The 16,442-nt window shown below is 70.5% G+C and carries 15 protein-coding genes; 10 read left to right on the forward strand and 5 right to left on the reverse strand.

Annotation, left to right across the window (positions count from 1 at the left end; genetic code table 11):
* Positions 1-42 precede the first annotated feature (42 nt).
* Together QFZ82_RS16670 and QFZ82_RS16675 are read right to left on the reverse strand one after the other, a co-directional pair.
* Complete coding sequence (locus QFZ82_RS16670) at positions 43-630, reverse strand: sigma-70 family RNA polymerase sigma factor (RefSeq protein WP_307713937.1); 588 nt, start codon at positions 628-630, stop codon at positions 43-45.
* A 210-nt stretch (positions 631-840) separates the two neighbouring features.
* Positions 841-1,452, reverse strand: coding sequence for a response regulator transcription factor (locus QFZ82_RS16675; RefSeq protein WP_003948568.1), 612 nt, complete (start codon positions 1,450-1,452; stop codon positions 841-843).
* Between the two features lie 452 nt (positions 1,453-1,904).
* Between QFZ82_RS16675 and QFZ82_RS16680 the strand changes: the two genes are divergently transcribed.
* Positions 1,905-2,228 carry a WhiB family transcriptional regulator gene (locus tag QFZ82_RS16680; protein WP_177148662.1) on the forward strand — a complete coding sequence of 108 codons (324 nt, stop codon included), beginning with the start codon at positions 1,905-1,907 and terminating at the stop codon, positions 2,226-2,228.
* Positions 2,229-2,399: 171 nt separating this feature from the next.
* On the opposite strand, the gene QFZ82_RS16685 is transcribed toward QFZ82_RS16680, so the two are convergent.
* On the reverse strand, positions 2,400-3,290 hold the full coding sequence (locus tag QFZ82_RS16685; RefSeq protein WP_307713938.1) for a LysR family transcriptional regulator: 891 nt from the start codon (positions 3,288-3,290) through the stop codon (positions 2,400-2,402).
* An 82-nt stretch (positions 3,291-3,372) separates the two neighbouring features.
* Between QFZ82_RS16685 and QFZ82_RS16690 the strand changes: the two genes are divergently transcribed.
* The 3 genes from QFZ82_RS16690 to QFZ82_RS16700 all read left to right on the forward strand — a co-directional run bounded on the left by QFZ82_RS16690 (position 3,373) and on the right by QFZ82_RS16700 (position 6,448).
* Entirely contained in the window at positions 3,373-4,062 is a 690-nt protein-coding gene (locus tag QFZ82_RS16690) for an MOSC domain-containing protein (protein WP_307713939.1), read from the forward strand.
* Positions 4,063-4,155: 93 nt separating this feature from the next.
* Positions 4,156-5,664, forward strand: a complete 1,509-nt coding sequence (locus QFZ82_RS16695) for a multicopper oxidase family protein (RefSeq protein ID WP_307713940.1) — start codon at positions 4,156-4,158, stop codon at positions 5,662-5,664.
* Positions 5,665-5,674: 10 nt separating this feature from the next.
* Positions 5,675-6,448 (forward strand): SDR family oxidoreductase, encoded by a 774-nt coding sequence (locus tag QFZ82_RS16700; RefSeq protein WP_307713941.1) that lies wholly within the window; start codon positions 5,675-5,677, stop codon positions 6,446-6,448.
* 25 nt (positions 6,449-6,473) lie between these two features.
* Here QFZ82_RS16700 and QFZ82_RS16705 read toward each other — a convergent pair whose 3' ends face one another.
* Complete coding sequence (locus QFZ82_RS16705) at positions 6,474-8,297, reverse strand: DUF2264 domain-containing protein (protein ID WP_307713942.1); 1,824 nt, start codon at positions 8,295-8,297, stop codon at positions 6,474-6,476.
* 163 nt (positions 8,298-8,460) lie between these two features.
* Here QFZ82_RS16705 and QFZ82_RS16710 point away from each other — a divergent pair, with 163 nt between their 5' ends.
* The 6 genes from QFZ82_RS16710 (at position 8,461) to QFZ82_RS16735 (ending at position 14,624) form a co-directional block, all read left to right on the forward strand.
* Complete coding sequence (locus QFZ82_RS16710) at positions 8,461-9,618, forward strand: substrate-binding domain-containing protein (RefSeq protein ID WP_307713943.1); 1,158 nt, start codon at positions 8,461-8,463, stop codon at positions 9,616-9,618.
* A gap of 154 nt (positions 9,619-9,772) precedes the next feature.
* Entirely contained in the window at positions 9,773-11,059 is a 1,287-nt protein-coding gene (locus tag QFZ82_RS16715) for an ABC transporter substrate-binding protein (RefSeq protein ID WP_307717746.1), read from the forward strand.
* 8 nt (positions 11,060-11,067) lie between these two features.
* Positions 11,068-11,964: a carbohydrate ABC transporter permease gene (locus QFZ82_RS16720; RefSeq protein WP_307713944.1), complete on the forward strand. Its 897-nt coding sequence runs from the start codon at positions 11,068-11,070 to the stop codon at positions 11,962-11,964.
* On the forward strand, positions 11,961-12,809 hold the full coding sequence (locus QFZ82_RS16725; RefSeq protein ID WP_307713945.1) for a carbohydrate ABC transporter permease: 849 nt from the start codon (positions 11,961-11,963) through the stop codon (positions 12,807-12,809). The genes QFZ82_RS16720 and QFZ82_RS16725 overlap by 4 nt, the downstream gene beginning before the upstream one ends.
* Positions 12,810-12,842: 33 nt before the next feature.
* Positions 12,843-13,871, forward strand: coding sequence for a hydroxyacid dehydrogenase (locus QFZ82_RS16730; RefSeq protein WP_307713946.1), 1,029 nt, complete (start codon positions 12,843-12,845; stop codon positions 13,869-13,871).
* 60 nt (positions 13,872-13,931) lie between these two features.
* Positions 13,932-14,624, forward strand: coding sequence for an ester cyclase (locus tag QFZ82_RS16735; protein WP_307713947.1), 693 nt, complete (start codon positions 13,932-13,934; stop codon positions 14,622-14,624).
* A gap of 122 nt (positions 14,625-14,746) precedes the next feature.
* On the opposite strand, the gene groL is transcribed toward QFZ82_RS16735, so the two are convergent.
* The gene (gene groL / locus QFZ82_RS16740; protein WP_307713948.1) at positions 14,747-16,375 is read right to left on the reverse strand and encodes a chaperonin GroEL; all 1,629 of its coding nucleotides are present in this window, start codon (positions 16,373-16,375) and stop codon (positions 14,747-14,749) included.
* Positions 16,376-16,442: the final 67 nt, after the last annotated feature.

Below are 16,442 nucleotides of genomic sequence, written 5' to 3' on the forward strand. Positions count from 1 at the left end.
AAGCAGCTTTGTACGTTCATACGTACGCGGCCGCCGCGCGGATCACTGCTCGGCCAGCGCCCGCAGACGGCTCAGCGCACGGTGCTGGGCGACCCGCACCGCACCGGGCGACATCCCCAGCATCTGCCCCGTCTCCTCCGCCGTCAGCCCGACGGCGACGCGCAGCACCAGCAGCTCGCGCTGGTTCTCCGGGAGGTTGGCGAGAAGTCTCTTGGCCCACTCGGCGTCGTCGCTGAGCAGCGCGCGCTCCTCGGGGCCGAGGGAGTCGTCGGGCCGCTCGGGCATCTCGTCGGACGGCACGGCCGTCGAGCCGGGGTGCCGCATCGCGGCCCGCTGCAGGTCGGCGACCTTGTGCGAGGCGATGGCGAAGACGAAGGCCTCGAAGGGCCTTCCGGTGTCCCTGTAGCGCGGCAGCGCCATCAGCACCGCGACGCAGACCTCCTGGGCGAGGTCGTCGGCGAAGTGCCGGGCGTCGCCCGGAAGTCTGTTCAGACGGGAACGGCAGAAGCGCAGCGCGAGCGGGTGGACGTGCGCGAGCAGGTCGTGCGTGGCCTGCTCGTCGCCGTCGACGGCACGATGGACGAGCGCACCGATGGCCCCCTGGGCGTTCGCCGCCTCGTCGTCACGCATCGGTCCATGGTGCCTCGGCGCCGGAGCGTCCGTGGCACCGCGTCCCATGTTGTGCACCGAAGCGTTATGAGCAGGTGCGCCGGAACTCATCTCCTGCGCCCTCCCCTCCCGCTCGACCGACTTGTCCCCGAGGAACTCCACACCCTCAAGGATGCGGCATCGCGCGGGAAACGGATGCCCTCGGGCATCCGTCACCCCGTACGGGCCCACTCAGCGGACCAGGCCCCACCGGAATCCGAGCGCCACCGCGTGCGCCCGGTCCGAGGCGCCGAGCTTCTTGAACAGGCGCCTGGCGTGCGTCTTCACCGTGTCCTCTGACAGGAACAGCTCACGCCCGATCTCCGCGTTGGACCGGCCGTGGCTCATGCCCTCCAGCACCTGGATCTCGCGCGCGGTGAGGGTGGGCGCGGCGCCCATCTCGGCCGAGCGGAGCCGGCGCGGGGCGAGCCGCCACGTCGGGTCGGCGAGCGCCTGGGTCACGGTCGCCCGCAGTTCGGCGCGCGAGGCGTCCTTGTGCAGATAACCCCGGGCGCCGGCGGCGACCGCGAGCGCGACACCGTCCAGATCCTCGGCGACGGTGAGCATGATGATCCGGGCGCCCGGATCGGCCGACAGCAGCCGGCGCACGGTCTCGACGCCGCCCAGTCCGGGCATGCGTACGTCCATCAGAATCAGGTCCGAGCGGTCCGCGCCCCAGCGGCGGAGGACTTCCTCGCCGTTGGCCGCGGTCGTCACGCGCTCGACGCCGGGCACGGTCGCGACCGCGCGGCGGAGCGCCTCTCGGGCAAGCGGGGAGTCGTCGCAGACGAGGACGGATGTCATGACTGACCTCCGTGGCTCTCGCAGCAAATGCGCGTCACCTTGAGCCTCCAGGCTGGGTACGTTTCATCACCTGAGCGGTTGAACGCTCTCGGACATGTGCCCGACAGCTTGTTCCTTCAACCGCCTCCGCCCTCTCAACGACGGTCACTCGAAAGAGTTACGGGTCGGACGAGGCTCTTCGGCACTCTGCGTAGGGGACCGTACGCGAACCGCAGCGCCGCAGGTCACCGTCGTTTCTTCGGCAAGCCGTGCCCCATTCAGCGGCTTTTCTTCCCATTCGCTGGTGTCTTTGGCTAGATTCGCAATGAGTCATATTTACATCTACTTACACAGCAGATGTACGGTCGTTGGCACAGTGCGGGGTGCCGGATCCGGCACAGGCCGGCCAGGAGTCCCGTCCGTATCCGACTTGTCCTGTATCCACTCAGCACGGTTTCAAGGGGACATGCGCTATGGCAGATTTCTCTCGCCTTCCCGGACCCAACGCCGATCTGTGGGACTGGCAGCTCCTCGCGGCATGCCGTGGGGTCGACAGCTCGCTCTTCTTCCATCCGGAAGGCGAGCGCGGTGCCGCGCGCAGTGCGCGCGAGAACTCGGCGAAAGAGGTCTGCATGCGGTGCCCCGTCCGGGCCGAGTGCGCCGCACACGCACTGGCCGTGCGCGAGCCGTACGGCGTCTGGGGCGGGCTGACCGAGGACGAGCGCGAGGAGCTCATGGGACGCGCACGCCATCGACTGATCCCCGCGACGAGCGCGGGCGGCGCGGTGGGCGGCTGACGCCCGGACCGCGAGCTATCGAAGAAACGTTCCTTCGCCCGTATGAGCGAATACGACAGCGACGACGACCGACGACGATCATCTGCACGAACGGCAACGGGCGATCCCCCTGCGCCCCAGCCCCCGACTCCCCGCCGGTCCCGGCCACTGCCGGGACCGGCTTCCGTGTCCTCAGCGCCGGGCTGCCAAGGTCAGCTGGTCGAGGGTCGCAGCGACCGCCGGGACCTGGGACAGGTCGGGCAGGGTCAGGGCGACGATCTCGCGCACGACGGGCGGGGTCACCGCGATCGTCCGCACGCCCTTGGGGCGCACCGACTCCAGCGCGAGCTCCGGCAGCACCGCCACGCCCAGACCGGCGCCCACCAGCCCGATCACCGCCGGATAGTCGTCCGTCGCGAAGTCGATCCGGGGGGTGAAGCCCGCCTCCTCGCAGACCTCCACGAGCTGACGGCGGCAGCGCGGGCAGCCCGCGATCCACGGCTCGTCGGTGAGGTCGCCGATCGCGGCGCTCTCCGCTCCCGCCAGGCGGTGCCCCTCCGGCACGAGCCCGACGAGCCGGTCGGTGAGCAGCGGACGCACCACGAGGTCGTCCCATTCGGCGCCCGCCGTGCCGTATCGGAAGGCGAGGGCCACGTCGCAGTCACCTTCGCGCAGCATCTCGACGGAGCGGGGCGGCTCGGCGTCGACCAGGGAGACCCTGGTGCCGGGGTGGGCCGCGCGCAGGGCGGCGAGCGCGGTCGGCACGAGCGTGGAGCTGCCGCTCGGGAACGACACCAGCCGGACCCGGCCCGCCCGCAGACCGGCGATGGCCGCGATCTCCTCCTCCGCCGCGGTGAGTCCCGCGAGGATGCCGGAGGCGTGCCGGACGAGCACTTCGCCGGCCTGGGTCAGGCGCATCTCCCGGCCCGTACGGATGAGCAACGGTGTGCCGGCCGAGGTCTCGAGCGCCTTCATCTGCTGGCTGACCGCGGGCTGGGTGCAGCCCAGTTCGCGCGCGGCGGCGGAGAAGGAGCCGGTGGCGGCGACGGCGCGCAGGACACGGAGATGACGGGCTTCGATCACCCCTTGAGCATAAGGGAGCCTTGGGGGCCGAGGGGAAATATCGGCTGGCTCCTTTGAGGAGCACCGGGCTAGCGTGCCCCGTATGAAGCTTCTGAGTGTGAACGTGGGGCGGCTGAAGCCGGTGGACTACGCGGACACCGGCACGACCGGCATCGACAAGCGCCCGGCGGAGGGGGCCGTCCGGGTGAGCGATCCGGGCCGCAAAGGCGAGGGAGGCAGCGGGGTGGCCGGCGACGCCATATCCGACCTGCGTCACCACGGGGGCACCGACCAGGCCGTCTACGCCTTCGCGCGCGAGGATCTGGACCTCTGGGAGAAGGAGCTGGGCAGGCCGCTGGCGAGCGGCTCGTTCGGTGAGAATCTCACGACGAGCGGGCTCGACGTCAACGGCGCGAGGATCGGCGAGCGCTGGCGGATCGGCGAAGAACTGGTGCTCGAGGTCACCGGCGGACGCATCCCGTGCCGCACCTTCGCGAGCTGGCTGGACGAGAAAGGCTGGGTCAGGAGGTTCACCCGGGCCGCCGCCCCCGGGGCGTACCTGCGGGTGATCACGCCCGGCGAGATCCGTGCGGGCGACCCGATCGAGATCGTGCACCGGCCGGAGCACGACGTCACCGTCTCGCTGTCGTTCCGGGCCGGGACCACGGAACGCGCCCTGCTGCCCCGGGTGCTCGCCGCAGGCGACGCCCTGCACCCCGAGCAGCTGCGCGAGGCCCGGGAGTACGTGGCCAGGTACGGGGCCGGGGGCGCGGAGCAGCCGGTCGCCTCGTAGGGGAAATCCCCGAGAGGGCACGTCAGTTGGATCGGGGGCCGATGGGGGACGGTCCCCGATGTGGCCGCGCGCGGCGGCCGGGACGCTGGAGGCATGTCCCGGCTCAAGCGCGTCATCATCATTCTCACGGCCGTCGGCGTCGCCTTCGCCGTCGCGGTCGGCGGCGGGTTCTTCTGGCTGTACTCCGACGCCCGGGTGTCGACCGTCGGCACCACGTTCAGCCGCGAGTTGGCCGTGCCGCCCCTGGCCGAACCGACCGTCGGGCCTGACGGCACCAAGGTCTTCGATCTCACGATGCAGGCCGGGCACAAGGAGTTCAGAGCCGGGCTGCGGACGCCCACCTGGAGCTTCAACGGCGACTATCTGGGACCGACCCTGCGGGCCGCACGCGGCGACAAGGTCCAGGTGCGGATACGGAACAGTCTGGGCGAGACCTCCACCGTGCACTGGCACGGCATGCACCTGCCCGCCGCGATGGACGGCGGCCCGCACCAGGCGGTGGTGCCCGGCGGCGCCTGGAGCCCGCACTGGACGGTGGACCAGCCGGCGGCGTCGCTCTGGTACCACCCGCATCCGCACGGGAAGACGGAGCAGCACGTGCGGCGGGGACTGGCCGGCATGTTCCTGCTCGACGACGAGAGGTCGGCGCGGCTTCCGCTGCCGAAGCGGTACGGCGTCGACGACCTGCCCGTCATCGTGCAGGACGTCCGCTTCGACGGCGCAGAGTTCGACCACGGCCACAAGCTCATGTCCAACAGCGGCTTCCTGGGCGACCGGACCCTGGTCAACGGCACTCTCGACCCGTACAAGGAGGTCGGTGACGAGCTGGTACGGCTGCGCCTGCTCAACGCCTCCACCGCCCGCGTCTACCACTTCGGCTTCGCCGACGACCGGCGCTTCTCGCTCGTCGGGTCGGACGGCGGGCTGCTGGAGAAGGCGGTGCCGATGGACCGTGTCCGGCTCTCACCCGGTGAACGGGCGGAGATAGTGGTGCGGATGCAACCCGGCGAGCGTGCGGTGCTGCGCAGCCATCCACAGAGTCTGGGCGACTTCTGGCAGACCCGGTTCAACGGCGGCGACGACGCGTTCGACGTGCTGGAGCTGCGCGCCGCGAAGACGCTGCACCCCTCCCCGGAACTGCCGGGACGGCTGGGCGAGCCGGAGCTGCCGGACGCCGGGGAGTCGGTGCGGACGCGGTTCTTCGGCCTTCAGCGGTCGGGCATCAACGGCAGGCCGATGTCCATGGAGCGGATCGACGAGACCGTCACCCGGGGCACCACCGAGACCTGGGTCCTGAGCAACAACGACGGGATGCCGCACAACTTCCATGTGCACGACGTGCAGTTCCGCGTGGTGGAGGTCGACGGGCGGCAGCCCCCGCCGCATCTGCGCGGCGCCAAGGACACCGTCTTCGTGCCCGGCAACGGGAGCGTGAGGATTGCCGTGCGGTTCACCGGCCCGGCCGACCCGGACACTCCGTACATGTACCACTGCCATCTGCTGTACCACGAGGACGAGGGCATGATGGGCCAGTTCGTGGTCGTCGAGAAGGGACAGCGGGCGGGCGAGGTGCGTACGCCGCCCTCACACGCGGGGCACTAACGTGCCGCCTATGACGACTGCACTGATCACGGGAGCGACCGCGGGCATCGGCGCCGCGTTCGCGCGGCGGCTGGCGGCCGAGGGACGCAATCTGGTGCTGGTGGCCCGCGACACCGAGCGGCTGCAGGAGCAGGCCACCGAGCTGCACGACCGGCACGGCATCGAGGCGGAGGTGCTGACGGCGGATCTGTCCGAGGACGAGGGGATGGCGGCGGTCGAGAAACGGCTCGCGGACCGCAGGCACCCGGTCGATCTGCTGATCAACAACGCCGGCTTCGGGAACAAGGGACGCTTCCTGGAGGTGTCCATGGCCGACGAGCTGACGATGCTGAAGGTGCACTGCGAGGCGGTGCTGCGCCTGACGTCGGCGGCGGCCGGCTCGATGCGGGAGCGGGGCCGCGGAGGCGTGGTGAACGTGGCCTCGGTGGCGGCGTTCGTGCCGCGCGGCACGTACGGCGCGTCGAAGGCGTGGGTCGTGCAGTTCACGCAGGGCGTGGCGCGGGACATGGCGGGCTCGGGCGTGCGGCTGATGGCTCTGTGCCCCGGTTTCGTCCGGACGGAGTTCCACCAGCGGGCCGGGATGGGGACGGACAACATCCCGGGCTGGATGTGGCTGGACGCCGACAAGCTTGTGTCGTCGGCGCTGGCGGATCTGGCAAAGGGCAAGTCGCTGTCGATCCCCGATCCGCGGTACAAGGCGCTGATGGGCATGGTGAAGCTGGCGCCGCGCGGCCTGCTCGGAGGGGTCAGCTCGCGAGCAGGCCGCAAGTACGGACCGCAGTGATCAGTCGACTCCCGGGCGCCTTCTCTCACGAACCAGGCGGGCCCCGGTGATCCGAGATGCCGACCGGACACGGGTCCTCCGGGTCGAGGCCGATCAGGGCAGTTGATCCGTTCTCCCAGGTCACCCGGATGGTGCGGCCGGTGATCTGGACGTCTGCGAGGGTGGCGACGGGGGCCGGGTCCGGCTCGGCGGTCACCGAGGCGAGGGCGACGAAGAGCGACTCGGCCGACTCGGTGCGCCCTTCGAGCACGTGCGTACGGCTCCGGTCGGCGACCAGGGTCGGGCCCGTCGCCGACTGTGCCGCGACGCCGTAGCCGTGGACGGGGTGGAGCTGGGCGGTCACCGTGCCGTCGGTGGCCCAGCCGGTCTGGCGGACCGGCGTCCCGGGCGGCGCACCGACAACCAGATGGGCGCGGACCTCGGCGCGGCCGTGCGCGAGCGTGGCGGACACGACGCGCACGCCGGGGTGCGGGGTGTGGGCGGAGGCGGCCCAGCCGGGGCCGTGGCCGAGCGGCTCGGCGGGGCCGCGCCGGGTGGGCGCACCGTCGATGAGCAGGGCGAAGTGGTTGTCGGCGGTCTCGATGGCCGGGCCGGTCCGGGTGGAGTAGGCGAACCGGGCGTACCCCGGGTCGTCCTCCCGCGGGTCCACGTGGTTGCTGCCGTGGTTGTGGAGGCGTACGAGACCGTCGGCGGCGGTGGACTGGATCAGCATGCCGGGCGGGCCCAGCGTGGTGACCGCGTCCTCGGTCTCGGCGGGGAGAGGTTCCTCGGGGTCGGTCCACACCGGGTGGGTCGCGGGGAGGAGCAGGCCGAGGAAGCCCTTGGAGGCCCAGTAGGGGGACGCGGGCCCGGAGTAGCTCTGGACGGCCGGTTCGTAGGTGCCGTACCAGCCCAGGGTGAGCAGCCCTCGTTCGTCCGTGGCACCCCGGTCGAGGAAGTGGCGCAGGGTGCCGGAGGCGAGCCGGCGGGTGGCGCCGGGGGTCAGCGGGGTGTGGCCGGTCAGCGCGCCGAGCCAGGGGGCCGCGGCCGCGGCGAAGCGGTAGGTCAGGGAGCGGCCGTAGGGCAGGGGCGCGCCGTTGGCGTCGAAGAGACGGGTGACGTCGTCGAGGTGGCGGTGCAGGCGCGGGCCGTAGTGGTCGAGCAGGGCCTTGTCGCCCGCGAGGTGGGCGTGCAGGACGGGGTAGAAGTGCAGGGCCCAGGCGTTGTAGTGGTCGAAGGCACGGTTCGGGCCGTCGCTGTACCACCCGTCGCCGAGCCACCACTGCTCGATGCGGCCGAGTGCGCGGTCGATGGTGCGCTGTGCCCGGTCGGTCTCGATGCCGGCGTCCTGGAGGAAGCCGGCGACGGTGAGGCCGAAGAGCCACCAGTTGTTGTCGACCGGCGAGGGCCCGAGGGCCGGGAGCAGCCAGTCGACGACTCGTTCGCGGGTCCTGTCGTCGAGGGTGTCCCAGAGCCAGGGGCGGGTGAGCCGCAGGGCGAGGGCGACGGAGGCGGATTCGACGACGGCCTGGCGTACGTCGGCCATGAGCGGCCAGGCATCGGGCGCTTGGGGGCTCAGGTCGCCCGTGGGAGCGGGGCCCTCGGTACCGGCGGCCAGCCCCTCGGCGTACCGGGGCAGGAAGCCGTGCGGGTCCTCGCCGGCCGCGCCCGCGACGCGGAGCGCGGCAAGGAGGAACGTACGGGCGTAGCCTTCGAGGCCGTCGGAGCGGGGGCCCGACCAGCTCGGGCGGGCACCGGGGAGACTGATCAGGCCGTTCCGCGCCGAGGCCCACGGGCGCACCGCGAGAAGCAGGTCGTCGGCGGCGTTCTCCCAGTGCTCCCGGGTCCAGCCGGTGGGCTCGAACGGCATGATGCTCCCCTGGGCAGAGACGACGGGCGACGGCGGAAGCATGAACTTCCTTTGATCGAACGTCAATGGATTGCGTTTGAATGATCGAAACTTCCCGTCGTTCGATCACACTGCCGTAGAGTGGGCATCAGCCGGGCCACACACTGCGAGGGGGACCTTCACCGTGCGCGAGAGTGCTGCCGAACGTCACGAACGACTGCTGGAGCTGGTACGGGAACGCGGCAGCGCACGCGTCTCCGACCTGGCCGCTCTGCTGGGCGTCTCGCCCGTGACCGCGCGCCGGGACGTCGAGCTCCTGGCCGGGGAGGGCAGGCTCGACCGGGTCCACGGCTCGGTGTCCTGGCCGGGGCGGCGTCCCGCGGCGGCGACCGGCGCACCGTCGGCGGCTGGCGGGCACGGCCCCGTGCTCGGACTGCTCGCACCCTCCTCGACGTACTACTTCGCCGAGGTGATCCGCGGCGCCCACGAGGCGGCCGCGCGCGCCGGTTCCCGGCTGATCCTGCGGATCTCGGACTACCGGCCCGAGGAGGACCCGATGCGCACCGAGGGGCTGCTGGCCGCCGGCGCCGAGGGGCTGCTGATCGCCCCGGGCTGGCGCGCCCCCGGGGACCCGGCCGAGCACGGCGAATGGATCACCCGCCTGCCGGTGCCCGCCGTGCTGCTGGAGCGCCGCGCCGCGCCGGGCAGCGCCCTGGACGGCATGGACCGCGTGGCGTCCGACCACGGGCACGGCGCCCTGCTGGCCGTACGCCACCTGATGGACCTGGGCCACGGCACACCGCTGCTGGTGGCCCGGGCCGACAGCCCGACCGCCCTCGCGGTGCGCTCCGGGTACACGGACGCGCTCGGCGCACTGGGACTGCGCGCCCCCCGGACCATGATCGACTCGGTGCCCGCCGAGCAGCGTCCGGAGGAGTTCGAGGCGGCCGTGCGCGCTCTGCACGAGGCGGTGGTCTCGGGCACGGCGAGCGCGGCGCTGGTGCACAACGACGTCGACGCGATCCAGATGGTGCAGCGGCTGGCCGAGCTCGGCGTACGGGTGCCCGACGACCTGGCGCTGATCGCGTACGACGACGAGGTGGCGGCGCTCGCCGACATCCCGCTGACCGCGGTGGCCCCGCCCAAGCGCGAGGTCGGCCGGGAGGCGACGAGGCTGCTCGTGGAGCGGCTCACGGGCCGGCACGACGCGGACGAGCCGCGGCGGCATCTGTCGCTGCTGCCGCGCCTGCGGGTGCGGGACTCGTGCGGGGCGCGCCGTGCGAGCGGGGGCGCGGCGGGAACGGGCGCCGAGCGGGCGGACGCCGACAGAAACGGTTTCTGACCTTTTTCGATCATTCGATCATTCGTTCTTGACTTCGCTCACGCCTCGGCCAAGGATCGCGGCCAACCGCAAATGCCGCCGCTTTGTCAGGAGCTGTGCCGTGAGCCCTACCAGGAATGTCCGGACCCGCCGGACCAGAAACTCCGTCGCCGCGATCGCCACCGCCTCCGCCCTCGCCGTGCTCACGGCCTGCGGCGGCAGCGGCGGGGACTCCCGGACCGAGGGAAGCGACGGGAAGCCGGTGACCATCACCTTCTGGGGATGGGCCAAGGGGACGCAGGAAGTCGTGGACGCGTTCAACGCCTCGCAGAGCGACATCCGCGTGACGTTCGAGGAGACCCCCTCCGGCAACGCCGGAGGCTACGCCAAGATCTCCAACGCGGTGAAGGCCGGCAACGCGCCCGACCTGGTCTCCATCGAGTACCCGATGCTCCCCGAGTTCGTGAGCCAGGGAGCGGTCCAGGACATCAGCTCCCACCTGCCCGACGACGTCAAGAAGAAGTTCCTGCCGCAGGCGGTCGAACTGACCACCCTCGGCGGCAAGAACTGGGCCGTCCCCTTCGACGCCTCGCCGCAGGCCTTCTACTACCGCAAGGACCTGTTCGAGAAGTACGGCGTCGAGGTCCCCAAGACCTGGGACGACTTCCGCAAGGCCGCCGAGAAGGTGAAGAAAGCCGACAAGAAGGCGCGCATAGGCACCTTCTTCCCCGACGATCCGACCACCTTCCAGGCCATGGTCTGGCAGGCCGGCGCCCAGTGGTTCAAGGCCGAGGGCGACACCTGGAAGATCGACACCACGGACGCCGCCACGGCCAAGGTCTCGGCCTACTGGCAGGGACTCCTCGACGACGACCTCATCCGCAGCAACGCCTCCTTCAGTCCCGAGTGGACCAACTCCCTCAAGAGCGGCGGCACCGTCGGATACCTCGGCGCCTCCTGGGGCGCCGGCGTCCTCAAGGGCACGCTGCCCGAGCAGAGCGGCAAGTGGGCCGTCGCGCCGATGCCCACCTGGGACGGAAAGCCGGCCAGCGGCATGCTGGGCGGCTCCACGTTCGCCGTGACCAAGGACAGCAAGAAGGCCGAGGCCGCGGTCGAGTTCGCGAAGTGGATGACGACCACCGAGGACGGCATCAAGGCCCGGATCGAATCCGGCACCTCCAGCGCCTTCCCCGCCGCCTCCGAACTGCGTCCGGCCGCCAAGTCCGCGTTCGACACGGAGTACTACGGCGGCCAGGACATCTACCAGGTCTTCGAGGACGCAGGCGCCTCCATCGGCCCGAACTGGGCATGGGGCCCGACCTCCGGCACCACGAACACCGCCATCAAGGACGCCTTCGGCAAGGTCACGACCGGCGGCGCGACGATCGCCGACGCCGTCAGGGCCGGACACGACGCGACCGTCTCCGAGCTCGACAAGCGCGGCCTGAAGGTCGAGGGCTGAGGAACACCATGAAGGCCCGCACCCGTACCAGCGCCGCTGCCGGCGTCCTGCTGACCCCCTTCTTCGTCCTCTTCCTGCTGGTGATGGTGCTGCCGATCGGTTACGCGGTCTGGCTGAGCCTGTTCACCGAGAAGCAGTCCGGACTGGGCTTCGGCGGCACAGAGACCGTCTTCAGCGGCCTCGACAACTACGCGGCGGCGCTGGGTGACCCGGCCTTCCGCGAGGGCTTCGTCGTACTCCTCGGGTACTGCGTGTTCTACATCCCGCTGATGATCGGCGGAGCCCTCGTCCTCGCCCTGCTCCTCGACTCGGCGCTCGCCCGCGCCCGCCGCTTCTTCCAGCTCGCGCTCTTCCTGCCGCACGCCGTCCCCGGCATCATCGCGGCCCTGATCTGGGTCTACCTCTACACCCCCCAACTCAGCCCGGTCGTCGAGGCGATGGAGGCCGGGGGCATCGGCTTCGACTTCTTCGCCCCCGAGGGCGCCCTGCCCTCCGTGATCAACATCGCGCTGTGGGAATGGCTCGGCTACAACGTGGTGATCTTCTACGCCGCTCTCCAGGCCATCGACCGCTCCGTGCTCGAAGCGGCCACGGTGGACGGCGCGGGCGCCTGGCGCACCGCGCTGAACATCAAGGTCCCGCTGATCCGCGCCTCGGTCGTGATGGTCGCGCTCTTCACCGTCATCGGATCGCTGCAGCTGTTCACCGAGCCGCTGATCCTCAACAAGGGCACCGGCTCCTCCGTCACCTCCACCTGGACACCGAACATGTACGCCTACACCGCGGCCTTCGACCGCAACGACTACGGACTCGCGGCCGCCGCCTCCGTACTCCTCGCGCTCACCGCCGCGCTGCTCTCCTTCGGGGTCACCCGCCTCACCGGCCGGAAGGAGAAGAAGGCATGAGCTCCCCCGCCTCCCCCTGGATGTCGAAGGGCGCCGTCAACGCCGCGCTCGCCCTCGCCACGCTCTACATGCTCTTCCCACTCGTGTGGCTGGTCACCGCGGCCACCAAGGACACCGGCGGCCTCCTCGCCGGAAACGCCTTCTCCTTCGAGGGGTTCAACCTCGGCGCGAACCTGTCCGCCCTGGCCTCGTACGGCGACGGCGTCTACTTCCGCTGGTACCTCAACAGCCTGCTGTACGCGGGCGGCGGAGCCGTGGTCAGCTCACTGATCAGCGTCGCGGCGGGCTATGCCTTCGACAAGTACCACTTCAGGGGCAAGGAGAAGCTGTTCGGCGTGGTCCTGCTGGGGGTGCTCGTCCCGACGACCGCGCTCGCCCTGCCGATGTACCTGCTCGCCAGTGAGGTGGGCATCGTCAACACCTACTGGGCCGTGCTCCTCCCCGTACTGGTGCACCCCTTCGGCGTGTATCTCTCCCGGGTCTTCAGCGCCGGTTACGTCCCCGACGAGGCCCTGGAGGCCGCCCGTATCGACGGTGCCGGCGAGCTGCGCACCTTCTGGTCCATCGGGCTGCGCATGCTGATGCCGGGCTTCGTGACTGTCTTCCTCTTCCAGTTCACCGCGATCTGGAACAATTTCTTCCTCCCCCTCGTGATGCTTTCGGACCAGAAGCTCTTCCCGCTGAGCCTCGGCCTGTACGCGTGGAACAGCAACTCCCACGCCGAGCCGGAGTTCTACCCGCTCGTCGTGACCGGCTCCCTGCTCGCCGTCATACCCCTGATCGTCGCCTTCGTCTCACTTCAGCGGCACTGGAAGGCCGGCCTGACCGCCGGCAGCGTCAAGTGACCCAAGCGACCTGTGAGGAGCCCGAATTCCACCATGCACCACGCCACTGACACTCGCCCCGCGCTGCTGCTTGCCATGAATCCGGCCGTCGCCGCCCGGCTGCTCGCCGACCGCCACCGCGAACGGCTGACCGCGCTCACCCGCACCGACCCGCATCTCGTCGCCCACGACCTGACCGCCCCCTCGCCACGCGTCGCCGCCGCGCTCGCCGAGGCCGAGGTGCTGCTGACCTGCTGGGGCGCGCCCTCGCTCACCGCCGAGGTGCTCGCCGCCGCACCCCGGCTGCGCGCGGTCGTGCACGCCGCGGGCTCGGTCAAGCACCACATCACCCAGGCGTGCTGGGACCGGGGCATCGCCGTGACCTCGGCGGCGGCCGCCAACGCCCTGCCCGTCGCGGAGTTCACGCTCGCCGCTGTCCTCTTCGCCGGCAAGCGGGTGCTGCGTTCCGCCCACCGGTACGCGCAGCTGCGCACCGAGCACAACTGGCACCGTGAGCTCGACGGCGCCGGCAACTACCGCCGTACGGTCGGAGTCATCGGCGCGTCCCGCATCGGGCGGCGCGTGATCGAACTGCTGCGCCCCTTCGACCTGCGGGTCCTGCTGTACGACCCGTATGTGGACGACTCCGGGGCGGCGGAGCTCGGGGTCGAGTGCACGGGTCTGGACGAGCTCTGCGCCCGCGCCGACGTCGTCACCGTCCACGCGCCGCAGGTCCCGGCCACCCACCACATGATCGGCGCCCGCCGGCTGGCCCTGATGCGGAACGGGACCACGCTGATCAACACCTCGCGCGGCTCGCTCGTCGACGAGGAGGCGCTGCTGCCCGAGCTCGTCTCCGGCCGACTGGACGCCGTGCTCGACGTGACCGACCCCGAACTGCCGCCGATGGACTCGCCGTTGTACGACCTGCCGAACGTGCTGCTGACGCCGCACATCGCCGGGTCGCTCGGCGGCGAGCTGCACCGGATGACCGACCAGGCCCTGGACGAGGTGGAGCGGTTCGCGCGGGGCATGCCGTTCGCCGACCCGGTCCACCCGGGGACGCTGGAGCGCTCGGCCTGAGGCGCCCGATGTGACCTGCGTCACTAAAATGGAGGTACGCCATCGACCCTGGGAGGCACGATGAAATTCGTACAGATCATCGACTACAAGACCGACCGGTTCGAGGGCGTGAATGCGCTCATGGACCAGTGGGTCGAGAAGACAAAGGGAAGGCGGACCACCTCGCACCTCATCATGGGGAAGGACCGCTCGGAGGGGTCGCACTACGTCGACATCGTCGAGTTCCCTTCGTACGAAGAGGCGATGCGGAACTCCAAGCTGCCCGAGACCGACCGCATCTTCCAGGAGATGGTGGCGCTCTGCGACGGGATGCCGTCGTTCACCGACCTCGACGTGGTCCGTGACGACCAGCTCAACACGGCGATGGCCCGCCGCTTCTTCCACGAGATCGCCGTCGGCGGGAACCTCGACGCCATCGACGAGATCTTCGCCGCGGACTACATCGACCACGACGTCGCCAACGAGGAGGAGTCCGAGGTCGGCAGCGACGTCATCCGACGCGATCTGACGATGTGGCGCGAGGCCTTCGACTTCACCTTCGAGCTCGACCGGCAGGTGGCCGAAGGTGACGATGTGTGCCTCCTGTGGACCTGGAGCGGCAAGCACAAGGGCGACTTCCAAGGCATCCCGGCCACCGGAGAGCAGTGCTCCATGACCGGCACGACGATCTTCCGGTTCGAGGGCGGGAAGATCAAGGAAGGCTGGTGGCACTTCGACGTCATGCGCCTGATGCGGCAGCTCGGCGCGATGTGACCGACGACCCCGGTGCGAACGGCGAAGGCCCCCGCCCCCGCGGACAGCGGGGGACGGGGGCCTTCTCGGCGTCATCGGCGTCTCAGGCGCCGTGAGGCTCGTACGGCCGTGAGGCCCGTACGTCAGTGGCTGTGGCCGTGACCGTGGCCGTGGCCCGCCTCGGCCTCCTCCTCGGCCGGCTTCTCGACGACCAGAGTCTCGGTCGTGAGCAGCAGCGAGGCGATGGAAGCGGCGTTCTCCAGGGCGGAGCGCGTGACCTTGACCGGGTCGATGACGCCGGCCTTCACGAGGTCGCCGTACTCGCCGGTGGCGGCGTTGAAGCCCTGGCCCGCCTCGAGCTCCGCGACCTTGGCGGTGATGACGTAGCCCTCGAGGCCGGCGTTCTCCGCGATCCAGCGCAGCGGCTCGACGGCGGCGCGGCGGACGACGGCGACACCGGTGGCCTCGTCGCCCTCCTTGCCCAGGTTGCCCTCGAGCACCTTCACGGCGTGGACGAGCGCGGAGCCACCACCGGAGACGATGCCCTCCTCGACCGCGGCGCGGGTCGCGGAGATGGCGTCCTCCAGACGGTGCTTCTTCTCCTTCAGCTCCACCTCGGTGGCGGCGCCGACCTTGATCACGCACACGCCGCCGGCCAGCTTCGCGAGGCGCTCCTGGAGCTTCTCGCGGTCCCAGTCGGAGTCCGTGGTCTCGATCTCGGCCTTGATCTGGTTGATGCGGCCCTGCACGTCCTCGGAGTTGCCGCCACCGTCGACGATGGTGGTGTCGTCCTTGGTGACGGTGACACGGCGGGCGGTGCCCAGCACGTCCAGACCGGCCTGGTCGAGCTTGAGGCCGACCTCCTCGGCGATGACGGTGGCACCGGTGAGGGTGGCCATGTCGCCGAGCATCGCCTTGCGGCGGTCGCCGAAGCCGGGGGCCTTGACGGCCACCGCGTTGAACGTGCCGCGGATCTTGTTCACGACCAGGGTCGACAGAGCCTCGCCCTCGACGTCCTCGGCGATGATCAGCAGCGGCTTGGAGCCACCCGCCTGGATGACCTTCTCCAGCAGCGGGAGCAGGTCCTGGATGGAGGAGATCTTGCCCTGGTGGATCAGGATGTACGGGTCGTCGAGGACGGCCTCCATACGCTCCTGGTCGGTCACCATGTACGGGGACAGGTAGCCCTTGTCGAAGGCCATGCCCTCGGTGAAGTCGAGCTCCAGGCCGAAGGTGTTGGACTCCTCGACGGTGATGACACCGTCCTTGCCCACCTTGTCCATCGCCTCGGCGATGAGCTCGCCGACCTGCTGGTCCTGCGCGGAGAGCGCGGCCACGGCGGCGATGTCGGCCTTGTCCTCGATCGGGCGGGCGGTCGCGAGGAGCTCCTCGGACACGGCCTTGACCGCGGCGTCGATGCCCTTCTTCAGGGCGGCCGGGGAGGCGCCGGCGGCGACGTTGCGCAGGCCCTCGCGGACCAGGGCCTGGGCCAGCACGGTGGCGGTGGTCGTACCGTCACCCGCGATGTCGTTGGTCTTGGTCGCCACCTCCTTCACCAGCTGGGCGCCGAGGTTCTCGTACGGGTCCTCGACCTCGACCTCGCGGGCGATCGTGACACCGTCGTTGGTGATGGTGGGCGCGCCGAACTTCTTGTCGATGACGACGTTGCGGCCGCGGGGGCCGATCGTCACCTTGACCGTGTCGGCAAGCTTGTTGACGCCGCGCTCGAGGGCGCGACGGGCGTCCTCGTCGAACTTCAGGATCTTCGCCATGGGAGCGATTCAGCCCTCTCGGAAATCGTGTTCAAAAGAACCGCGCCCCTCGCCGCCCGGCGTCAGC

It is taken from the genome of Streptomyces sp. V4I23 (assembly GCF_030817975.1).
Classification (GTDB): domain Bacteria; phylum Actinomycetota; class Actinomycetes; order Streptomycetales; family Streptomycetaceae; genus Streptomyces.